19 protein-coding genes are annotated in these 19767 nt (G+C 47.6%); 10 read left to right on the forward strand and 9 right to left on the reverse strand.

Features of this window, described 5'->3' with window-relative positions; translation table 11 throughout:
* The first annotated feature begins 25 nt into the window (after window positions 1–25).
* On the forward strand, window positions 26–379 hold the full coding sequence (locus FEN17_RS09675; protein ID WP_138365049.1) for a hypothetical protein: 354 nt from the start codon (window positions 26–28) through the stop codon (window positions 377–379).
* A gap of 170 nt (window positions 380–549) precedes the next feature.
* On the opposite strand, the gene FEN17_RS09680 is transcribed toward FEN17_RS09675, so the two are convergent.
* The 6 genes from FEN17_RS09680 to FEN17_RS09705 form a co-directional block, all read right to left on the reverse strand.
* Window positions 550–759 carry a hypothetical protein gene (locus tag FEN17_RS09680; RefSeq protein ID WP_138365050.1) on the reverse strand — a complete coding sequence of 70 codons (210 nt, stop codon included), beginning with the start codon at window positions 757–759 and terminating at the stop codon, window positions 550–552.
* Window positions 760–866: 107 nt separating this feature from the next.
* Window positions 867–2099 (reverse strand): RNA polymerase sigma factor, encoded by a 1233-nt coding sequence (locus FEN17_RS09685; RefSeq protein WP_138365051.1) that lies wholly within the window; start codon window positions 2097–2099, stop codon window positions 867–869.
* A gap of 45 nt (window positions 2100–2144) precedes the next feature.
* The gene (locus FEN17_RS09690) at window positions 2145–2495 is read right to left on the reverse strand and encodes a YciI family protein (RefSeq protein ID WP_138365052.1); all 351 of its coding nucleotides are present in this window, start codon (window positions 2493–2495) and stop codon (window positions 2145–2147) included.
* Window positions 2496–2551: 56 nt separating this feature from the next.
* Window positions 2552–3004, reverse strand: a complete 453-nt coding sequence (locus tag FEN17_RS09695; protein WP_138365053.1) for a carboxymuconolactone decarboxylase family protein — start codon at window positions 3002–3004, stop codon at window positions 2552–2554.
* A gap of 141 nt (window positions 3005–3145) precedes the next feature.
* Window positions 3146–4171 (reverse strand): sugar phosphate isomerase/epimerase family protein, encoded by a 1026-nt coding sequence (locus FEN17_RS09700; protein ID WP_138365054.1) that lies wholly within the window; start codon window positions 4169–4171, stop codon window positions 3146–3148.
* 26 nt (window positions 4172–4197) lie between these two features.
* The gene (locus FEN17_RS09705; RefSeq protein WP_138365055.1) at window positions 4198–6915 is read right to left on the reverse strand and encodes a PQQ-dependent sugar dehydrogenase; all 2718 of its coding nucleotides are present in this window, start codon (window positions 6913–6915) and stop codon (window positions 4198–4200) included.
* Between the two features lie 183 nt (window positions 6916–7098).
* Between FEN17_RS09705 and FEN17_RS09710 the strand changes: the two genes are divergently transcribed.
* Window positions 7099–7863, forward strand: coding sequence for an NUDIX hydrolase (locus FEN17_RS09710; protein WP_138365056.1), 765 nt, complete (start codon window positions 7099–7101; stop codon window positions 7861–7863).
* A gap of 38 nt (window positions 7864–7901) precedes the next feature.
* On the opposite strand, the gene FEN17_RS09715 is transcribed toward FEN17_RS09710, so the two are convergent.
* Window positions 7902–8936, reverse strand: a complete 1035-nt coding sequence (locus FEN17_RS09715; protein WP_138365057.1) for an LLM class flavin-dependent oxidoreductase — start codon at window positions 8934–8936, stop codon at window positions 7902–7904.
* Between the two features lie 139 nt (window positions 8937–9075).
* On the opposite strand from FEN17_RS09715, the gene FEN17_RS09720 reads away from it, so the two are divergent.
* From FEN17_RS09720 to FEN17_RS09740, 5 genes are all read left to right on the forward strand, one after another.
* Window positions 9076–10164: a sensor histidine kinase gene (locus FEN17_RS09720; RefSeq protein ID WP_138365058.1), complete on the forward strand. Its 1089-nt coding sequence runs from the start codon at window positions 9076–9078 to the stop codon at window positions 10162–10164.
* Window positions 10161–10928 (forward strand): LytR/AlgR family response regulator transcription factor, encoded by a 768-nt coding sequence (locus FEN17_RS09725; protein ID WP_138365059.1) that lies wholly within the window; start codon window positions 10161–10163, stop codon window positions 10926–10928. The genes FEN17_RS09720 and FEN17_RS09725 overlap by 4 nt, the downstream gene beginning before the upstream one ends.
* Before the next feature lie 122 nt (window positions 10929–11050).
* Complete coding sequence (locus FEN17_RS09730; RefSeq protein WP_138365060.1) at window positions 11051–11833, forward strand: AraC family ligand binding domain-containing protein; 783 nt, start codon at window positions 11051–11053, stop codon at window positions 11831–11833.
* A gap of 72 nt (window positions 11834–11905) precedes the next feature.
* Complete coding sequence (locus tag FEN17_RS09735; RefSeq protein ID WP_138365061.1) at window positions 11906–12709, forward strand: helix-turn-helix domain-containing protein; 804 nt, start codon at window positions 11906–11908, stop codon at window positions 12707–12709.
* Window positions 12710–12789: 80 nt separating this feature from the next.
* Window positions 12790–13752 carry a nitrilase family protein gene (locus tag FEN17_RS09740; RefSeq protein WP_138365062.1) on the forward strand — a complete coding sequence of 321 codons (963 nt, stop codon included), beginning with the start codon at window positions 12790–12792 and terminating at the stop codon, window positions 13750–13752.
* Here the strand turns inward: FEN17_RS09740 and FEN17_RS09745 are convergent, their stop codons facing one another.
* Window positions 13753–14607: an endo alpha-1,4 polygalactosaminidase gene (locus FEN17_RS09745; RefSeq protein ID WP_138365063.1), complete on the reverse strand. Its 855-nt coding sequence runs from the start codon at window positions 14605–14607 to the stop codon at window positions 13753–13755.
* Window positions 14608–14770: 163 nt separating this feature from the next.
* Window positions 14771–15109 carry a PadR family transcriptional regulator gene (locus tag FEN17_RS09750; protein WP_138365064.1) on the reverse strand — a complete coding sequence of 113 codons (339 nt, stop codon included), beginning with the start codon at window positions 15107–15109 and terminating at the stop codon, window positions 14771–14773.
* 200 nt (window positions 15110–15309) lie between these two features.
* Between FEN17_RS09750 and FEN17_RS09755 the strand changes: the two genes are divergently transcribed.
* The 3 genes from FEN17_RS09755 (at window position 15310) to FEN17_RS09765 (ending at window position 19762) form a co-directional block, all read left to right on the forward strand.
* Window positions 15310–16662, forward strand: a complete 1353-nt coding sequence (locus FEN17_RS09755; protein ID WP_138365065.1) for an ankyrin repeat domain-containing protein — start codon at window positions 15310–15312, stop codon at window positions 16660–16662.
* 128 nt (window positions 16663–16790) lie between these two features.
* Entirely contained in the window at window positions 16791–17168 is a 378-nt protein-coding gene (locus FEN17_RS09760; RefSeq protein WP_229208752.1) for a DUF2147 domain-containing protein, read from the forward strand.
* Window positions 17169–17347: 179 nt separating this feature from the next.
* A complete protein-coding gene (locus FEN17_RS09765) occupies window positions 17348–19762 on the forward strand; it encodes an ABC transporter permease (protein WP_138365066.1) in 2415 nt (804 codons plus the stop codon).
* Window positions 19763–19767: the final 5 nt, after the last annotated feature.

The following is a 19767-nucleotide window of genomic DNA, read 5'->3' on the forward strand; positions in this document are numbered from 1 at the left end:
TTCCAGCATTTTTAACCGATAAAAAATGAGAGGCGAGAAAAAATTGATCATCAAGATAATTGACAATCTGGCGAGGAAACATCAGGATATGTCTTTCAAGTATGGCTACAACGAGTCTTTTGCAGAGCACATTATTGAGGTGGAGCCGCTTGAAAGGTATAAGGCGGATGATTATATGGTCGATGAATGTGATGCGATCTCAAAATTTATCTCAGTCTATCCAGACAAAGAAATTGCCTTTGTGCATAACGATCTATTTTTGAAAGTCGAAAATCCGACCTACCACATCGGGCCAAAATCAGCCAATACAAAATTGCGAGCAATGCATTCCCCGGCAAGATCCTTTTGGTCAAACCTTGGCAGGGCACTGGGATTTTAACCGAATTTCAAAAAAGTCTTTTGGTCTCTTTCCACACACAGTCCTCCTACCCTGTCTCTTTCTTCCCAATAAGCGTTTTCAGCTCTGGGTGCGACATATTCAAAATTTCCTGACTACGATGCTTACCCACTCGTAGTCAGGATAATTCAAGAACCATTCTTTTTAAATTCTTAGTTCTTTTCCAGTTGAGTCAAAATCTGGCTCAATTTATCATAAATCAACGAAAGGTGCGGGCGGCCGCTTGGCGTAGTACCATTAGTGTTGTTAATTGCCTGCAAAATCAGGTTTTGCTGAGCCAATTGCAGTGCTTCAAATTTCGTCAGGTCAGGATATTTTTCCTGAAAACCTTCTGCCAGCTCATCGAGATTGTGGGAAGTCATTTGATTGGGATTTATGGGTTGATAATGCAATTACTCAACCCGACAACACCATCCCAGCCGTGCTTCGTTCCTCATTTGCGCTCTTTAAACCAGGGTTGAAATGTGGGCTACAAAAAAAAAGAAACCATGTTCTTTTGAATCATCGCTTTGTCGCTCGCGGAAGTGGCCAATTTCAGGGCAATTTCGAAATGTGCCAGTGCTTTCTCGTTATCCAATCCTGTATACAAATGTCCCAGCAGCGAAAAATAGAAATGATTTTCCGTCAGTTTCAATTTTTCCGCTTCAACAATTGCCTGCTTTTTACCCCTCGATTTGGCGACGGCGTAAGTACGGTTTAATGCGGCAATCGGTGAATATTCCAGGATCAGCAGGTTATTATAAAGGTCCAGAATGTTCTCCCACTTTTCGGGCGTATCTTCTTTTTGCGTATGCCAGTAAGCGATACCGGCTTCGAGATGGTATTTTGAAACTTCATTTCCGGTCGAAGCGGCTACCAGAAAATGTGCCCCCTGCTCAATCAGTTCCCGGTTCCAGAGTGACTCATCCTGATCTTCATATAAAATAATTTCACCATTTTCATTCATTCGCGCCTCGAAACGCGACGAGTGAAAACACATTAATGACAGTAGCGCATTCACCGCAGGCTTGTTCGTACTATCATTCAAAACTAGCAGATAAGTCAACCGCATCGCCTCGGCACAAAGGTCCTTGCGCAGCGTGGCATTTTGTGAAACCGAATAATATCCCTCCGAAAAAAGCAGATACAGCGCAGTTAGGACATTGTCCAATCTTTCTTTGATTTCAGCAATCGTCGGTTGCTCAATCTTGATAGCGGCGGATTTCAGCTTTTCCTTTGCCCGGTTAATCCTTTTATAAACAACTTCTTTATTGGTCAAAAACGCATCCGCGATTTCCTGGATCCCAAACCCGCAAAGCAAATGCAGCGCAAGCGCCACCTGTGATTCGGCAGAAATAACCGGATTACAGACCGTAAAAATCACCGCCAACTGACTGTCCGTTATGTTCTTATGCGATAAATCAATTTCAATTTCCTCTGAAAACGAAGTCTCGTATCTGACCCTATCAGCAATTTTTTGTTCGAACAAAGAATTCCGTTTGAGGTAATTCTTAGTCTTGTTTTTGGCGACGGTATAAAGCCAGCCAGCCGGATTGTCGGGGATTCCGTGCACGCCCCACAGCTCGGTAGCGGACAAAAATGTATCGCTCACAATGTCCTCTGCCAGCTCAACATGCTCAATCCCAAAGCGGTAACAAAGCACGCCGACAATGTTCCGGTATTCTGTCCTGAATAAATGCGGTATGAGAACCTGTTCTTCCATGGGTCAAAAAAATGCCTTCGCAAAATACGAAGGCATTCATTCAGTTCATTGCGGGGAGGGCATCGCCATGCGCACTTCCACCGTCGCGCCCCATTCCAGTACCGGGCAGCCTTTGGCAATTTCGACGGCGTCCTCATAACTTTCGGCCCGGATAAAGAACACCCCGCCGATCGATTCCTTGATTTCGGCATAAGGTCCGTTGATCACAACATTGTCTTTTTTGATCACGCGTCCACCCAAATCCCAGCGTTTGGGCGGCGCAACCAGCTTGTTTTGAGCAGCTATGCTGCCGATCCAGTCCTGGAAAGGCTTGATCGCGGCCTGCATTTGTTCCGGCGACGGGCTTGCATCTTTACTTGTAATGTCGCGGTGGATAGCTAAAAGGAATTCTTGCATGTCTTTGGCTAAATTGTTAAGAATGAAAAGATTAAAAATGATCTATTAAATATCGATCAACCAAACATCCCTACCTGGTAAGTCCCCGGTACATTCGGGAAAGAAATGTTGAGCCGGTTCCAGGTGTTGATGGTGGTTACAACCATGGTCAAATCCACAAGTTCTTCGTCGGAAAACTGCTTTTTGGCTTCATTGAAAACTTCATCAGGTACTTCACATTTTGTTACCGCCTCGGCCCAGGCGAAGGCAGCGCGCTCGCGATCTGTATAATAGGGTGATTCGCGCCAGGCGCTCAGGCCGTAAAGCCGCTGCTCGGTTTCACCTTTTGCCCGCGCATCTTTATAATGCATATCCAAACAATAAGCACATTGGTTGATTTGTGATACCCGAAAATTCACCAATTCATGCAAGCTCGCTTCAATGGTCGATTTTTTCAAGTAAGCGCCCATGCCGAAAAGTGGTTTCAAAGCATTTGCCCCTTTTTCCTGGATATTCAGTCGTTGTTCCATTTTTGTTTTTATTAATGTTAAAAACAGAGGACAATCGGATTTTCAGGATTGGACAAGTTTTGAAAAATATTTTTGAAAAAATAAAAAAGCAGCCGGAAAGGGCTGCTCTAATCTTTTAATCAAACAAAACTGGAAAATAAATTAACCTAACTCCTCTAAAACCCTTTCCAGCAAAGCCTTCGTCTGCCTGATGCCCTCATCATTTGTAGGCTTACTCATATCGCCGCCCATGTCCCGCATCAGCCCGCCTTCATATTCGACACCAACAATGCCGCCTGACCAGCCCGACGCTTTGATAATGTTGAACATTTTGATAAAATCCGTTTCCTTATCATTGCCTTTGTCGTCGAAACTGTGCGTTTTCGCGCTGATACCTTTTGCGTAAGGCATCATTTTCTTCACGCCTTCGTATTTTTCGTGTTCTTTTACGCAGGTCGTAGCCATAATTCCTTTCAAATCCATGGTGGCCGGCTTGCTTCTTTCCGCGCAGAAATTGCCGAAATCAGGCAGCAGACCTTTGTTTTTGGCAGGAAGCTGTTTCATCACACCCACCAGCCAATCAGGATCGGTGGATACGCCGAAGTGATTTTCCACGATCACATTAATTCCCGCTTTGCCGGCAAATTCCAACAGTTTTCCGTAACCGTCCACCGCAGCAGTCGCCAGTTGCGCCGGTGTCCCCTCTTCTTTTTTTCCCGATAACATGGCCATCGCATCGCCGAGGTTCACGCGAATGGATGTGCAGCCCAAAAACTTGGCGGCCTCTACCCAGGGATAATGTGCCTCCACTGCCTTTTTGCGGGCGGCGTCATCCAGGGCAGTCAGGTTTTCACCGTCTACCATGATCAAATGGTTTTTCATACCCAGGTCGTCGCAGCGCTTTTTCAGCTCATTGAGGTAAGTCTGGTCGGTGTGTTTGTTGTTGAAAAACCCGGAAACGTATTCGAGAATGCTGATATCATAATCGTTTTTCGCGCGGGCCGGAAAATCCATATTCGTCATTTTGCCGCCGTAGAGTTCGGAAGCAAAAGAAAATTCGGCGAGCGAAATGTCAAATGTAAACTTGGCAGCTTTGTTTTGGGCAAAAAGTGAATCCATAGATGCGAGGCTGAGACCTGCGGTAGCCAATCCAAGCTGGCTGATAAACTGACGACGGTTCGAATTCATAGGATTAGTTCAGTTAAAATCGGAGACTATTTGGTAAGAAATGTGATTGAAAACGGGACGAACAGCGCGCCTTTTGCATTGTCGTTTTTAAATACAAAAACCAGGTCGCTGACGCCCGATTGAGGCGAAATGGGTACATTGTACAGCTTCGGCGGCTTGCCGGAAGTCAATGCATTCGGGTCTGACGAAGGCTCGACAAATTCGGTCTTACCCAGCAGTTCACCGTCGGCGGTCCCTTTATGTACTTCAATAATTCCGCCCTGCGCATTGAGCTGCTCTTTCGGCGCGGCAATGACCATACTCAGCCCGGTTACATCAGTCAGGTCAATGTCTTTGAAAACCGCGGAAGTATTGGGCGTGGTGACAATCAGCAGGTTATTTTCGCCCATTTTAAACCGCATTGCATTTTTGGCCTCGTCCGCATTTCCAAAAAGCAGCGTCGGGCTCTTTAACGTCAATGTTTTCTCCGTCACCTGCGCAGGCATTCCGTTCGCACCATTGTCTTTATACGAAGCCATGATTTTGAAAACACCTTTATTCGCATCAGCACCGTCGGGAATTTTTACAACTACCTCACCGGAAGGCGGTAACATTTGTGCAGGACCTTTTTCATTAGCCAAACTAAGAATGTATTTGACCATCTGCCCAGCCTCCGGCAAACCGATCGAGGGATGCGCCGACATTGCCGTTTCGCCCCAAACACCTGCGCCGCCTTTGATAATTTTATCCGAAAGCGAAGCCACCGCACCATTGTCAGCCTTGTATTTCGCCGCCACATCAATAAATGCCGGCCCGATCGACTTTTTGTCCTGGAAATGACAAGCCTTGCAATCGCTTTTTTCAATTAACGCTTTTCCGGCCGTGAATGTGACCGGCGCTTCCTGGTGACCGCCCATATCGGCTTTTGGTTTGTCCTCAGCATCCTGGTAGGCGGCCGTGATCTTTACTTTTGAGGCGTCAATTTTCTTATTTTCAAGACTGCCGTCTTCCTGGTCGGACACATTTACCTTGTATTTCACCGGTTTATCAGGAAAAAAGAAGGTTTTGTTACCGCCCGTCAATTCCAGCGAAACCTGCGGCGGATCATTTCCAGCCTGGACGGTCATCGATTTCGAATCTTTCAAACCCTTCGAATCCGTTACCGTCAGCAGGACATTGTATGTCCCTTTTTTCTTGAATGTATAGGTCGGATTCGGCTCTGTGAGAATAACCGGGGTGCCGGCCTCAGAACTGATTTTCCACTGATACTGCAAGCTATCATTATCAAAATCTTTCGTGCCTTCCGACGACAATTTGACCGTGAAAGGCAGCGCTCCGGCACTTTTATCCGAAGCGGCTGCCACGAAGGGTTTGCGATTTCCACCATTGTACTCAATCCTGACCAATTTGGATTCGGGATTTCCCATAAACCAGCCCTGACCATATTCCAAAATGTACAAATCACCATTTGGACCGAAAGCCATGTCGATCGGATGTTCCAGTTTCAGGTTGGGCAGGAAGCGCTCCATTTTAACGTAATCGCCTTTTGGACTGAGCGTTACCGCAATAATCCAATCACGCATCCACTCGTAAATGAAGAGTTTTTTGTTGTAATAATCCGGAAAAGCCCGTTTGGCATTTTTAAAACCATCATTGTAAAATACCGGCCCGGCCATCGCACTCCGGCCACCCGATCCGAAGAGCGGAAACCGCTTTATTTCAGCTGCCGTATACCACAAAAAGGCTTTTTGCGCTGGCGGCAGCTCTTTCAAACCTGTGTTATTAGGAGAATCATTGACCGGTTTTTCAGGATTAAATTTTTCACCCGACTTTTTCGTCTCAAAATCATAGTTCCAGTAAGCTTTATTGTCCCCGACAAAATACGGCCAGCCAAAATTTCCAGCCTTCCTCGCCTGCCCGAATTCATCCTCCGCAGCCGGCCCTAACCCACTGGAATCCTTGCCTGCATCAGGCCCCACGTCGCCCCAGTACAGGTAACCCGACTTTTTATCGACTGAAATGCGGTACGGATTCCGGTGGCCCATCGTGTAAATTTCCGGGCGGGTTTGCGGCGTGCCTTTTGCGAACAAGTTGCCTTCCGGAATTGTATAGGAGCCGTCAGCCTCAGGGTGAATGCGCAGGATTTTGCCGCGGAGATCATTGGTGTTTCCTGACGATTTCTGGGCATCAAAAGGACTTCTTCCCGGACGCTCGTCGATCGGCGCGTAACCATCAGAAGCGCGTGGACTGGTATTATCACCGGTGGACAAATACAAATTCCCTTGCGCATCCCAATCGATGGAACCGCCTGTGTGACAGCAGTTATCCCGCTGAACCGGAATTTTCAGGATCACTTTTTTGGAATTCAGATCGAGCGTATTTCCTTTCAGCTCATATCTTGCCAGAATGTTTTCGGGGGTCGTGCCGGCGGGAGAATAGTAGAAATACACCCAATGATTTTTGGTAAAATCCGGGTCAATGTTCACGCCCAGCAGGCCATCTTCCGCCTCCGAATTGTCGGTATATTTCGTACTGACCGGTATAGTCGCTATCACCGACGTCTTTTTAGCCACAGGACTATACAGTTTCACTACCCCATGCCGCTCGATAAAAAGCACCCGCTCATCCGGCAAAATCGCCATTTCCAGCGGCTCGTTGAGATTTTCGGTGAGGACAACTTTTTGAAAACGGTTCTCCTCGGGCACTTGTGCGGCGAGATGTAGGGAGATCAAAAAAAGTAGGATGCAAGTATAGGTTTGTTTCATATAGGATTGGTTTATTGTAGTTGTCGTGCTTCGACCGCCCGGCGGCCCGGTCCGCTCAGCATGACATGAAATTAAATGACATATTCCAATAAAAAATTGAAATAATTCTTTCACAATGATAAAACAAAAATATCATTGTGTAAAATTTACGCATTGATATTTTTTGACAACGCTTAGTGATAAATGGATCAGGATTTAAAAGCTTATTTTGCCAAAACCCTCGCCGAAGTATCGATTGACTGCGTAATCTTCGGCTTTCACGCCGGAGAACTAAAAGTGCTGCTGTTGCGCTGGAAAGAAACGGATGGTTGGAGCCTGCCTGGCGGACGGATTTTCAAGGAAGAATCACTCAATGCTGCGGCGGTGCGGATCTTGCAGGAGCGGACAGGCCTGACGGAGATTTTTCTGCACCAATATTACACATTCGGAGATACCAACCGGAACACGCATTTCACCGAAATGGAGCTTTTGGAGCGATTGGAGGGATTTTTTGGTAAAGGAATATTTGACGAACTGCTGCACAACCGGGTAGTATCTGTCGGCTATTTTGCGCTGGTTGAATTCGCTTTGGTACAGGCCACGCCCGACTGGTTCACCGACGAATGCCGCTGGTGGAACATCGCCGACGTCCCAAACTTACTTTTCGATCACAATGATATGATCACCAGTGCATTACAGGCTTTGCGCCAGCAGATACGCAACCAGCCGATAGGTTACGATTTGCTTCCCGAAAAGTTTACCATGCCGGAACTCCAAAAGCTATACGAAACGATTTTGGACAAACAATTTGATCGAAGGAATTTTCAGAAGTTATTGATGAGCTACGACATTCTCGAAAAGTTGGACGAAAAGCGTGTCGGGGTGGCCAATAAGTCGCCGTTTTTATATCGGTTTGATAAGCAGAAGTACGAGAAGGCGATACATTCGGGGATTTCTTTTTCGATGTGAGGAAAACGCATTTTGTTATGCGCTTCCCTCAGCATTAATCACTTATGCAATGCTTTCCGCACTGCCGGAGCCACTTTATCACCAAAAAGCTCGATAGATTTCATCAAATCAGCATGCGTCGGAGCACCCACGTCGCAATGCAGCAGGAAGCGGGTGAGGCCGAACATTTCCTGATTTTGCAGGATTTTCTCCGTCACTTCCGACGGGTCGCCGACGAATAACGCTCCGTCGCTGCTGCGGCCACCTTCGAATTGTCCGCGCGTGTAGGGCGCCCAGCCGCGGCTACGACCGACACGATCCATTTGAGAAGCGTAATTCGGGAAATATTTATCGGCCAGTGCGCGGCTGTCCTCCCCTACCAAGCCATGTGAGTGCGTCGCCAGCTGCATTTTGGCTGGATCGTGGCCTGCGTTGAGGTATTCTGTTTTGTATAATTCAAAAAACGGCTGGAACTGTGACGGTCTGCCGCCGATGATGGCAATGATCAGCGGAAAGCCCAGTTTCGCCGCACGTACTACCGACGCTGGTGTCCCTCCGACGGCGATCCAGATATCCAGCTTACCACTGGCGGGGCGGGGCAAAACCTCCTGTTTGTCCAAAGCAGCGCGGTATTTTCCTTTCCAGCTGATCGTTTCTGTTTCGTTGATTTGTTTCAGCAAGTCCAGTTTTTCGGAAAACAAACCATTATAATCGTTCAAATCGTACCCGAAAAGCGGGAAGGATTCAATAAAGCTGCCGCGGCCCACGGTGATTTCGGCGCGACCATTTGAAAGCAGGTCCACAGTCGAAAAATTCTGGTATACCCGCACCGGATCATTGGAACTCAGTACCGTTACGGAGCTGGTCAGCTTGATTCTTCTGGTAACCGAGGCGGCCGCAGCAAGAATTATTTCCGGACTTGAAACCGCGAAATCGGGCCGGTGATGTTCGCCGATCCCAAACACGTCCAACCCAACTTCATCTGCCAGCTTGATTTCTTCCAGCATATCCTGCAAACGCTGCTGCGACGATTGAAACGATTTTGTAGCCGCATCAAACCCCAAATCCCCAAACATACTTATTCCTAATTCCATGATTTTTTCAGTGATCGATTGATAGTAGGGAAAGATGAGTTTGGGCTGAGAAAGTTCCCACGGGTGAGAGGCTGTGCGGGACGCGTCCTTCTGAAAACCAGGAATATCTTTACATTTGAAAAAAAGACACCCAATCCCAATGCGACCTTATATTTTTGGTCAGAAATGGTTGCTTGGTTTTGCCCTGGCGCTCATTTATATTCCTTTGCGGACTTACATTAATGTTCCGGAGCATATCTGGGAGATTACATTTAAGAAATTCCCGCTCTTTTGTATGGAAATCGTTATCAGCACGATCTTCTACACAAGCTGGATCTATCTGGTTGACTGGGGTTTACAGAAACTGGCCAAGTTGACCCATACTGAAAACTCGCTCGAATTCAAGCTTTCCAACCAGCTTATTACCCTGGTGCCAGCCATCCTGATGGCCATTTTATTTAACATGATATTGAGCTACACCTGGCGCATGATGGACCATTTTTGGAGTCATTTACCGCCCAGAAGCCACCTACCTTCCCCGCGTCCCGCAATCTGGCTCATCTGGAAACGTGCCAATGAAGCATTGACCATCCTTGCTTTGATTGCGGCTTACTATCTCTGCGTCAACAACCAGGTGCAGGAAAAGCTGAAAAAGCTGCTCCTCGACTCTGAAAAGCTGGAAAAGGAAAATATGAGCGCCCGGTTCTTAGCATTAAAAAACCAGATCAGCCCCCATTTTTTGTTCAACAACCTCAGTGTGCTTTCTTCACTCGTCGAGTCGCGGCCGGAGAAATCCAGCGAGTTTATCCAGCAGCTTTCACTGGCTTACCGGTACATTCTAGAACAGGCTGAACTTCACCGGATTAGTTTAAAAGAGGAGATCAAATTTCTGGAAACTTACACGTATTTGCTGCGAACGAGATTTAAGGATAAGGTAGAAATTGCCGTGCAATTGACGCCGGAAGATCTCGAACGTTACTCGGTGATTCCGCTCACTTTGCAACTTTTGATCGAAAATGCGGTAAAGCATAATACCATGTCGGTCAACAATCCGCTCGCAGTCAGTATTTCAATTATTGAGGGTATGCTGGTAGTGAGTAACCCGCTGCAATTGAGGAAATTGGACGAGCCGACGACGGGGCTGGGTTTGAAAAACATTATAAACCGCTACAAGCTGCTGCTCGACAAACAGGTGGTGATTGATAAAACGGGCGGCTTTTTTATTGTAAAAATTCCATTGATACCATGAATGTGCTGATCGTTGAAGACGAGGAATTAAGTGCCGAGCGGCTGCAAAACCTGATCCTGGGCATCGATCCGACCATCTGCGTCCTGGCGAGCATTCCTTCGGCATTTGAAGCGATTGCCTACCTGCAAAACCCAGCGAATATTCAGCCAGACCTCATTTTCCTCGACATTCACCTGGAAGACGATAACGGTTTCAAGATCATTGAAAGCCTGGATTTGCTGATTCCGATCATTTTCACGACTGCTTTCGACGATTATATGCAGAGGGCATTCAAGGCACACAGCATCGATTATCTCCTGAAACCCATCAACCCGCTCGAATTACAGGCATCTATATCAAAATTCAAAAGATTGCAACCTCAGCAGCAGACACTTAGCGAGACGACACTCGCTGAAATCTTGCCTGCATTAGCACCAGCGAACAAGTATAAAGACCGTTTTCTGGCGACGGCCGGCTCCCGGATTTTCAGTTTCAAAACCTCAGAGATCAGTTATTTCACGATCGAGGAAAGGGCTACATTTCTCCGCTTGTTCGACGGGCGACATTTTGCTGTGGAATACAGTCTCGAAAAACTCACGCAGCTACTCGACCCCGCCGACTTCTTCCGCGTCAACCGTACCCTTTTGATTTCTATGAATGCGATCCGCGACATTCACGCCATTTCGGCCGGGAAGCTTAAAATTGACCTGAATCCAGCTATGTCACAGGATGTTTTCGTCAGCTCCGACCGCATCACCGAATTCAAAAACTGGCTAGGCAAGTAACCTGGCTTTTACTTCCACCCTAGAAAAAGGCCTTTCCGACTCGGAAATTCGGCCTTCCGCTATTTAAAATTTCGATTGACGGGTTGATTTTTAAAATTGGTAGTGAAGAAATCCATGTCACTATGTCAACAATCCAGTTTAATGCCCGCAAGAAATTTCATCTGCTGCAAGCCAAAACCAGGAATTGGGAGACCAAACCGGAACATCTCGAACATTACAGGATCATTTTTGTCATGTCCGGGGAAGGAAATTTTATCCTGGCCGATCAGATCAGAAATTATGCGCGGCACGGGATTATTTTCCTGAAACCCGGGCAGCGGGTCATTTTTCAGGAGGACAGGGAGACAGAGGTTTTTATGATCGCTTTTGACACTTATCTCGCAGAAGATTTTCAAAGAAAAAAAGCTTATACGCCTGATTTTGCGGATACCTATAAGCAGGCCGAAAATCTTTGCAATGCGCCCCGACTGATCCAGGGCAAGGCGCTTCAAAATGAGCACGATGAACAAATGATCAATTATCTGATCAGTCAAATGTCATTTGAAGTGATCCAGCGGTCGGTTTCACATGTGAAATTGATCCAGGGAAGCGTCGATTTGTTTGTGACGATTTTGGCGCGTAACAATTTTGCCAGTAAGAAAATCGACGAAAAAGCTTCCCAGCAAACCGTGGCCGACGGCATGATCGAGTACCTCCGCCAGGAGCTTCACCAGAACAAAAGTATCCGCATACCTGAGCTGCTGATGCGCTTTAACATTTCGGAAGAAGCTGCTAATCTGTGCATTATGAATAAAACCGGCATGTCACTTCGGAATTTTATTTTTAAATACAAAGCAGATTTATTTAAAAGCAGGATGCTGAAAATTGACGTGCTGGAATTGTCGCCATACCTGCGGCCACATTAAAATTCAGATTCGCTGCGAAAAAGGATTTTTTATCTTTGCAAAAAACGGTGCATTCGTTTCGAAATCAGAGATATGCAAATCGTCCCGTCGCCTTCTCTCACCAATCTGGTCAGACATTTCCTGATCATTGAAACCGATTTAACGCAAAGACTACGCATTTTTTCGGACGGAAATACCGGCATCGTCTTCAACTACGGCGACCCGCTCCTGCACGAAAATCCACTTAACGGTGAAAAATCACTGCTTCCCCAAAGTTTTCTATACGGCCAGCTCGACCAGTACCAGCATGTTTTATCGACTGGAAAAGTACGTTTACTGGCTGTGGTACTGCATTCTCAAAGTCTTTCAGCCATACTGAGTATACCTGCTTCCGAACTAAAAAATCAGCTGCTTGATTTGAAATATTTCTTCGGGAATGATGCAGAAAACATTCCTGAGAAAATTTTTGCAGCCGATCATGTTGCAGAGAAATGTGCAGTGGTTGAGCATTTTCTAATACAGCAAGTTCAAAATACCTATATCGAAAAATCAGTGGCTGGCCGGGCTGTTCAATTGATTCACCAGCATCATGGAAATTTACCTGTCTCGCAGTTAATGAACGAGTTACAAGTCGGTGAAAGAACATTGCAGCGGATTTTTGACGCGCAGATCGGACTTTCACCGAAGCGGTATTCGGGCGTGATTCGTATGCAAAAGTTTTTGAAATTACTCCGCAAAACCTCGCCAGGAGCGCACATTGTAGATCCGGTTTTTGAATGTGGATTTTACGATCACGCGCATTTGATCCGGGAAATGAAGCAGCTTTCGGGCATTACGCCGCGTCAATATCTCGGTCAGAAAATGCTGGCGGCCAATTTTTTTCAGATACCTGCCTGAAAATGAATTCGTGACGGGTTTGTACAATTTTGGTAAAGCTTCAAGACCTAATTTTGAGGCGCTACCAAAAAAATTCAGTCATGAAACCTCTCAAAATAGCGACCGCACAATTTGAAAACCGCAGCGGTGACAAAGAATTTAACCTTGAAATGATCCGCCAGCTTTCGAAGGAAGCAGCTGCAAAAGGCGCGCAGGTGATTGCTTTCCATGAATGTTCGGTTACCGGTTACAGTTTCGCGCGGAACCTCTCGCGGGAACAAATGCTGGAAATTTCGGAAACGATTCCCGATGGTCCCAGCGTTCAAAAGTTGATCAATATTGCGCGGGATTGCAACATCGTGGTCCTGGCCGGACTTTTTGAAAAAGATGAAGACGACAAAATGTATAAAGGTTACGTCTGCGTCGATGGAAATGGCCTGATTGCGAAGTACAGAAAACTGCATCCTTTTATCAATCCGCATTTAACGCCCGGTGATGAATATGTGGTTTTTGATCTTTTTGGCTGGAAATGCGGCATTTTGATTTGCTACGACAACAACATTGTCGAAAATGTGCGCGCCACCAAACTCCTCGGCGCCGACATCATTTTCATGCCGCACGTGACGATGTGCACGCCGTCGACACGCCCGGGAGCTGGTTTCGTCGACCCGAAGCTTTGGTACAACCGCCAGGCCGACCCGACATCTTTGCGCCAGGAATTTGCTAGTTTGAAAGGTCGCGCCTGGCTCATGAAGTGGCTGCCGGCGAGGGCGTACGACAATGCGGTCTACGCCATTTTTTCCAACCCGATCGGCATGGATGATGATCAGCTGAAAAACGGTTGCTCGATGATCCTCGATCCGTTTGGCGACATTATCGCCGAATGCCGCGAGCTGGACAATGCGATTGCCGTCGCCACATTAACGCCTGAAAAACTGGAACTGGCTGGCGGTCACCGATATCTGCAAGCACGTCGGCCTGAGTTATATAGGGACATCATCGGCCAGGAACATGCTTCGGCGCAAAAAGTCGTCTGGATGCAGGGGGCTGATCAGAAAGCGTGATTATTGGCACCGGCCGGTCCACTTATCCAGATCACGTTTTTTAATGATCGCGTCAAATCTCAATGATTTGGCTTTCGGGCAAACATTGGTCGAAAAGGCTTTTTGCGACATCATATCTGTGTATTCGACGGCAAAAACAGGTTTATCCTTTGTAATAAAAACCTGCATATCCTGCTGCCAACCCTGATCGAAAGCATCTTCGGTCAGGGCCCAGTCAAACTTCGCGCTAAACTCCGGCGCCAGCTCAGGCACATTCTTCTGACCGATACCCAGGCCATTTTTATGCGCCATTGTGATCAGAAAATCACAATATTTCCGGGTATCACTTTCGCTGATCGGAAATCCGGTTTCATTGCTGTAACTGTCCAGATTATCCGGTTCAATTGCATCGAAGCCCTTCTGAATGATCATATTAAACCGTGAATTCAGCCAGGGTTTCAACTGATCAATCCGCCTGATATCCAGCCACTTTTCATCCGGCCACTCATCATACACTTTCCCGACGACGGCTTTCGGCAACAAATGCACATCCGGCCGGTCATTTTCAATCGTCCCCACAGACAAATACGCGATCACCTTCTTACCCTGTGCGTGCAGGGCCGCGACCTGCTCCTTGGTCGTAGTGAAAGCGTCCACATCCACGACATCGGCATCAAACTGGTCTTTATCCTCCAAATCTGCCAGATCCCAATCAAAAGAAACCCCTACCTGAGGCTTCCACCAATCGGTTTTATCAGAAGGTAGCGCAGTGCTGTCAACAATGTTGACCGTATCAACGTCAATCCCGTCGCTGCTGCACGAAGTGGCTAAAATGATTGGAAGAATTAAAATCAGGAGGCTTTTGAGTGCTTGCATTGGAGAAAGTAACGCGGGGTTGGTTGAACGTCTGGGTTAAACGTTGCGGCGCGTGCTGTTATTTTCTGTTGGGTGCAGGTCGAAGATTGAAATCGATTACTTGGCAAAGGAATGCGGGTATTTACCGCGAGATAACTTCCCGACTGCACTGCGCTCAGTCACATCATAACCCACTCAACTTCAAAGAATTAGGTGGAACCATTTGCCAGAGGTCCTTGCGAAGCTGCTGGATTTCCTGTAATGCCCGGCTGCCGAGGGCAGTTACTTTGAACATGCGTTTGCGCCTTCCGCCCCTGTCGGTACTTGCGCCGCCTAGCTCGGATTTCACGAAACCCTTTTCTTCCAGGCGAATGAGTGTGTTATGCACCGTCCCGAATGTCACGCTGCGGCCGGTATGTTCTTCCAGCGCCTGACTGATCGTGACGCCGTAGCCCTGCCCGTCGAGGATCGCGACCATCAATAAAACCACTTCTTCAAACTCGCCCAGGTAAGTCCGCCGCATGCGTTTTGCTATTTGTTTCTATTTTATCGAACAAACTTGTGCCAAGGTTTGAAAATCGGCTTTCTGAGCAATCGAGGTGGATTTTTGTTTATTTTGATAGAATGCATTTGTTCAACTGGGGACGGAGAACGTTCGTTATTGGACAGTGTTTGCGGTAAATTTTCGTTCGCATTTTCTTTTTTAGTCAAAACAAAAAATTCATGTCCGAAGCCACCCAGCACCCCGAAGATCTCCAAGCCTCCTTTATCCGTGCAGCGATCTGGTATGGAGATCTTGCTGAGGCGGATGCTATTTTGGCGAAAAATCCGGAATTGGCGGGGATGAGTGTTTTTACGGCGGCGATTTTAGGGAATGTTGGATTGGTTCATGATTTTTTGGCCACAGATAGCACGAATTACACGAATACGGCTGCGCCGTTTGGGGGAAATGCGCTGGTTTATCTTTGTATGTCTAAATATTTTAGACTCAATACTGAGCGGAGCGATGATTTTCTGGCTACTGCGCGGCTCTTTCTCGAAGGAGGCACCGATCCGAACTCAGATTTCTGGAGCACAGGAACTTATCCTGAATTTGAAACTGCATTATATGGAGCGGCGGGCATTGCACACCATGAAGGGATGACGAGGCTACTACTGGAATTTGGCGCCAATCCGAATGATGAAGAGGCCGTGTACCACTCGCCGGAGACGGATGAAAATGGTGCGATGAAGGCATTGGTCGAAACCGGAAAGGTTACGCCGGAAAACCTGGCGCTGATGCTCATCCGCAAGCACGACTGGCACGATTACCACGGCGCAAAGTGGCTGCTCGAACAAGGTGCCGATCCCAATCTGATCTGGCACGACACCTCACCGTTTCATCATGCACTGGCGCGGGTCAACCACATTGCATTTTTCAAGCTACTACTCGATCATGGCGCGAATCCGGAAGTATCGGTCGGCGGAATGACGGCGGCGACAAAAGCGGTGCGTCACGGCCGGGCGGATGTGCTGACGGAATTGCACAAACGCAACATTCCGTACACTTTGAAAGGCCTGGACAAATTGATCCAGGCGTGTGCGTTCGGCGATGTGCCAGAAGCGCAGGCGATTGCGAATGGTGCGCCTTATCTCGTAAAAAACCTGTTGGCGATGGGCGGCGAGCTGCTGGCACGGTTTACTTCCTGCGGTAATGCTCAGGGCGTCAATATGCTGCTGGATATGGGCATAAAAGTGGATGAGCCTTTTGAAGCCGGCGACAACTACTGGGAAATCCCGAAAGGTAGTCTGGCTATCCACATTGCCGCCTGGCTGGCTTATCCCGAAGTGATCCAACTGCTGATTTTTCGCGGTTCGCCTATTGAAACGCCGGATGCAAATGGTGCTACCCCGATGGACCTGGCCATACGCGCCTGCACGGGTTCACATTGGATGGACCGGCGGACGCCCAAATCGGTGGAGATACTACTCCGGGCCGGGGCGAAAGCAGATCACATTTCGCTTCCAACAGGTTATGCGCCGGTGGACGAACTGTTGGGCGCTGGCACGAACGTACCAAAGGATCCGGAAGATTAACCCGCTTATTCTATTACAAAACTTACGGAAAATATAATATTGCCGGGATTGCGCCGCACCCGAATTTTTCTAAATTTGACCGCACAAAGCGTGTCAAAACTATAAGCAAACTATTAATTTTTTGTAAAATGATGAAAGCGAAGCATTTACTATTAGCCATCCTGACCATCTGTCTTTTTTCTTTGACCTCGTTTAAAACATTCGCTGCGGATGAAATCGTTGGCAAGTGGAAATACACCGTTTCCAATGTGCCGCCGGAGTATGAGACAGGCGTCATGACATTTGAACAAAAAGATGGAAAATTGACGGGTTATCTTGGCGAAGCTGAGAAAACGGAATTTAAGGATCTGGTTGTAGATCAGGGAAAAGTGACATTCAAAATGGATTTCCAGGGCGGGACGCTTACCTTCACATTGGCGCAGGCAGGCGACAAACTTTCCGGTGTTATCGTCGGTCAGGACGGCGAATATCCCATCGCCGCGGTGAAGGAAGCTGCGAAAAATTAGGGCTTGATTTTTCAAGCTTTCAACTATTTTATTTAATAAAAAAGAATGTCCGCTGCTGATCTTTAATGTTCAGAATCGGACATTCTTTTTGATGAAAATGTACTTAATCAGCTCAATAACATTGAATTAAGATCCTGGTATAATTTTAGAAATTACAGATTCAGATACCTGAATTAGCCATGATCAAAAATTACTTTAAAATCTCATGGCGGAACATGCTTCGCAACAAAGCATTTTCCGCCATCAACATTGTCGGCCTCGCTCTTGGCGTGGCCGCTTGTATTTTAATCCTCCAATATGTTGCCTTCGAGCTCAGCTACGACAACTTTCACAAAAATGCGCCGAACATTTACCGTGTCCGGCAGGACCGGTACAACGAAGGCAAGCTGAGTACGCAGTGGGCAGCCGGCGCCTATGCCGTCGGGAATTCCTTCAAGGACGCCTTTCCCGAAGTGCAGGATTACGTCAAACTTTTGGGCCGCAATAACAGTCTGCTCGATTATGGCGACCGCAGTATCAAAATCGGCCGGTTCTATGTTGCGAGCCCGTCGCTGTTCACAATGTTTTCTTTCCCGCTGGTGGCCGGAGATCCGAAAACGGCTTTGAAGGAAACCAACACGATGGTCGTCTCGGAATCTGTCGCGAAAAGGCTCTTTGGCAACGAAAATCCAATCGGCAAAACTGTTAAAGCCAACAAACGCAAACCTTTTAAAATCACGGGGATATATAAAGATATGCCCGCCAACTCACACCTGAAATCAGAGATATTTGTTTCCTACGCCACTTTCAAAGCCGATGTAAAACCCGACGACCCGGATCAGGCCTGGCAGTGGGACGGCTGCCTGACGTATATCCAGCTACGGCCCGGCACCAATCCAAAAGCTTTGGAAGCCAAGTTTCCCCCGCTAATCGACAAATTGGCTGGCGCGGAGCATAAGAAATACAGATCGGCGGCGATATACCTGCTGCAACCGCTGCGCGACATTCACTTATATTCTCACCTGATGATGGAAGCCGAGGCCAACGGAGATGGCAAAACCGTGTACCTGCTGCTTGGAATCGCGTTTTTTATTGTCGTTATCGCCTGGGTCAATTATGTAAACCTGGCTACGGCGCGGGCAATTAACCGCGCCAAGGAAGTGGGTGTGCGTAAGGCGGTGGGCTCTTTGCGGAGCCAGCTCATAGGGCAGTTTATGACGGAATCCGTTTTGTTGAATGCTTTTGCAGTTGTTTTGGCACTGATACTTGTTGCGCTGGCGCTGCCTAAATTCAATGAGATTTCGGGCCAGCAGCTGTCCTTTGGTTTGTTAAAAAGCAAAATGTTCTGGTTGCCACTGGTTGGGCTTTTTGTGGTCGGGGCGTTCTTTTCGGGCATGTACCCGGCGTTCGTGCTGTCTGGTTTCAAGCCGGTTTTGGTTTTAAAAGGCAAAGTAATGGCCACGCGTCAGGGAATTGTCCTCCGCAAATCGCTGGTTGTTTTTCAGTTTGCAGCTTCGCTGTTTTTACTGGTCGGAACGCTGGCGGTATTTCAGCAGATCCGCTTTATGCGCTCGCAAAGCCTGGGCCTGAACATTGAGCAAACCCTGGTGGTTAACCCACCGATTGTCGCCGATGATTCCACTTATATGCGCCAGCTATCGGCTTTCCGCGATGAACTGCTGCGCAAATCCAATATTAAAGGCGTGACCGCTTCCAGCGTAGTACCTGGCACGGCTTCCGACTGGAATGCGGGTGGCATCAGGCTGAAAGGCACCGATGAAAGTCAGGGCAAACAATACCGGGTTATTGGTACAGATTATGATTTTCTCAAAACCTATGACTTGAAACTGATCGCCGGGCGTAATTTTTCCAAAGATTTTGGCACCGATCCCAAAGCAGTGATTTTCAATAAAATGGCCATTCAGCAGTTAGGCTTTCCGAACCCGGCGGATGCGATTGGAAAAGAAATTGATTTCTGGGGTGATGTTTTTACGATTGTTGGTGTGACAGATAACTTTCACCAGCAGTCTCTACGAGATGCTTATGAACCGCTGATCATCAGGCTGATACCAGATCTGCGTGGTTACTTTTCCATCAAACTTTCAGGCGGGCAGGCCAGTGCCGCCGTGGCTTCGATCCGCGAAGAATGGAACCGGTTTTTCCCGGGGAATCCGTTCGAATACGAGTATCTCGACCAGCATTTTAATGATCAATATAAAGCAGATCAGCGTTTTGGGCAGGTTTTCGGGATCTTTACCGGTCTCGCCATTCTGGTTGCTTGTCTCGGCTTATTCGGTTTGGCATCTTTCACCACCGCCCAGCGCACCAAGGAAATTGGTATCCGCAAAGTTCTCGGCTCTTCGGTTTTCGCGATCGTCGAAATGTTGTACCGCGAGTTTGTCGTCCTCGTCGCGATCTCCTTCGTAGTCGCCACGCCGCTCGCCTGGTATGCCGTAAGCCAGTGGCTCGATACCTACGCTTTCCGCACCGACATTCAATGGTGGCTTTTCCTGGTGCCGTTTGTTGCTGTGCTGCTAATCGCCTTAATCACAGTTAGTTTTCAAAGTATCAAAGCTGCGCTGACAAACCCGGTGACCTCGCTGCGAAGTGAATAATGTTA

This window comes from Dyadobacter luticola (assembly GCF_005860805.1).
GTDB lineage: Bacteria > Bacteroidota > Bacteroidia > Cytophagales > Spirosomataceae > Dyadobacter > Dyadobacter luticola.

What these genes read in the sequence shown, in the direction of transcription:
- FEN17_RS09675 (WP_138365049.1), top strand. Translation starts at nt 26, where the DNA reads ATGAGAGGCGAGAAAAAATTGATCATCAAGATAATTGACAATCTGGCG.
- FEN17_RS09680 (WP_138365050.1), bottom strand. Translation starts at nt 759, where the DNA reads ATGACTTCCCACAATCTCGATGAGCTGGCAGAAGGTTTTCAGGAAAAA.
- FEN17_RS09685 (WP_138365051.1), bottom strand. Translation starts at nt 2,099, where the DNA reads ATGGAAGAACAGGTTCTCATACCGCATTTATTCAGGACAGAATACCGG.
- FEN17_RS09690 (WP_138365052.1), bottom strand. Translation starts at nt 2,495, where the DNA reads ATGCAAGAATTCCTTTTAGCTATCCACCGCGACATTACAAGTAAAGAT.
- FEN17_RS09695 (WP_138365053.1), bottom strand. Translation starts at nt 3,004, where the DNA reads ATGGAACAACGACTGAATATCCAGGAAAAAGGGGCAAATGCTTTGAAA.
- FEN17_RS09700 (WP_138365054.1), bottom strand. Translation starts at nt 4,171, where the DNA reads ATGAATTCGAACCGTCGTCAGTTTATCAGCCAGCTTGGATTGGCTACC.
- FEN17_RS09705 (WP_138365055.1), bottom strand. Translation starts at nt 6,915, where the DNA reads ATGAAACAAACCTATACTTGCATCCTACTTTTTTTGATCTCCCTACAT.
- FEN17_RS09710 (WP_138365056.1), top strand. Translation starts at nt 7,099, where the DNA reads ATGGATCAGGATTTAAAAGCTTATTTTGCCAAAACCCTCGCCGAAGTA.
- FEN17_RS09715 (WP_138365057.1), bottom strand. Translation starts at nt 8,936, where the DNA reads ATGGAATTAGGAATAAGTATGTTTGGGGATTTGGGGTTTGATGCGGCT.
- FEN17_RS09720 (WP_138365058.1), top strand. Translation starts at nt 9,076, where the DNA reads ATGCGACCTTATATTTTTGGTCAGAAATGGTTGCTTGGTTTTGCCCTG.
- FEN17_RS09725 (WP_138365059.1), top strand. Translation starts at nt 10,161, where the DNA reads ATGAATGTGCTGATCGTTGAAGACGAGGAATTAAGTGCCGAGCGGCTG.
- FEN17_RS09730 (WP_138365060.1), top strand. Translation starts at nt 11,051, where the DNA reads ATGTCAACAATCCAGTTTAATGCCCGCAAGAAATTTCATCTGCTGCAA.
- FEN17_RS09735 (WP_138365061.1), top strand. Translation starts at nt 11,906, where the DNA reads ATGCAAATCGTCCCGTCGCCTTCTCTCACCAATCTGGTCAGACATTTC.
- FEN17_RS09740 (WP_138365062.1), top strand. Translation starts at nt 12,790, where the DNA reads ATGAAACCTCTCAAAATAGCGACCGCACAATTTGAAAACCGCAGCGGT.
- FEN17_RS09745 (WP_138365063.1), bottom strand. Translation starts at nt 14,607, where the DNA reads ATGCAAGCACTCAAAAGCCTCCTGATTTTAATTCTTCCAATCATTTTA.
- FEN17_RS09750 (WP_138365064.1), bottom strand. Translation starts at nt 15,109, where the DNA reads ATGCGGCGGACTTACCTGGGCGAGTTTGAAGAAGTGGTTTTATTGATG.
- FEN17_RS09755 (WP_138365065.1), top strand. Translation starts at nt 15,310, where the DNA reads ATGTCCGAAGCCACCCAGCACCCCGAAGATCTCCAAGCCTCCTTTATC.
- FEN17_RS09760 (WP_229208752.1), top strand. Translation starts at nt 16,791, where the DNA reads ATGATGAAAGCGAAGCATTTACTATTAGCCATCCTGACCATCTGTCTT.
- FEN17_RS09765 (WP_138365066.1), top strand. Translation starts at nt 17,348, where the DNA reads ATGATCAAAAATTACTTTAAAATCTCATGGCGGAACATGCTTCGCAAC.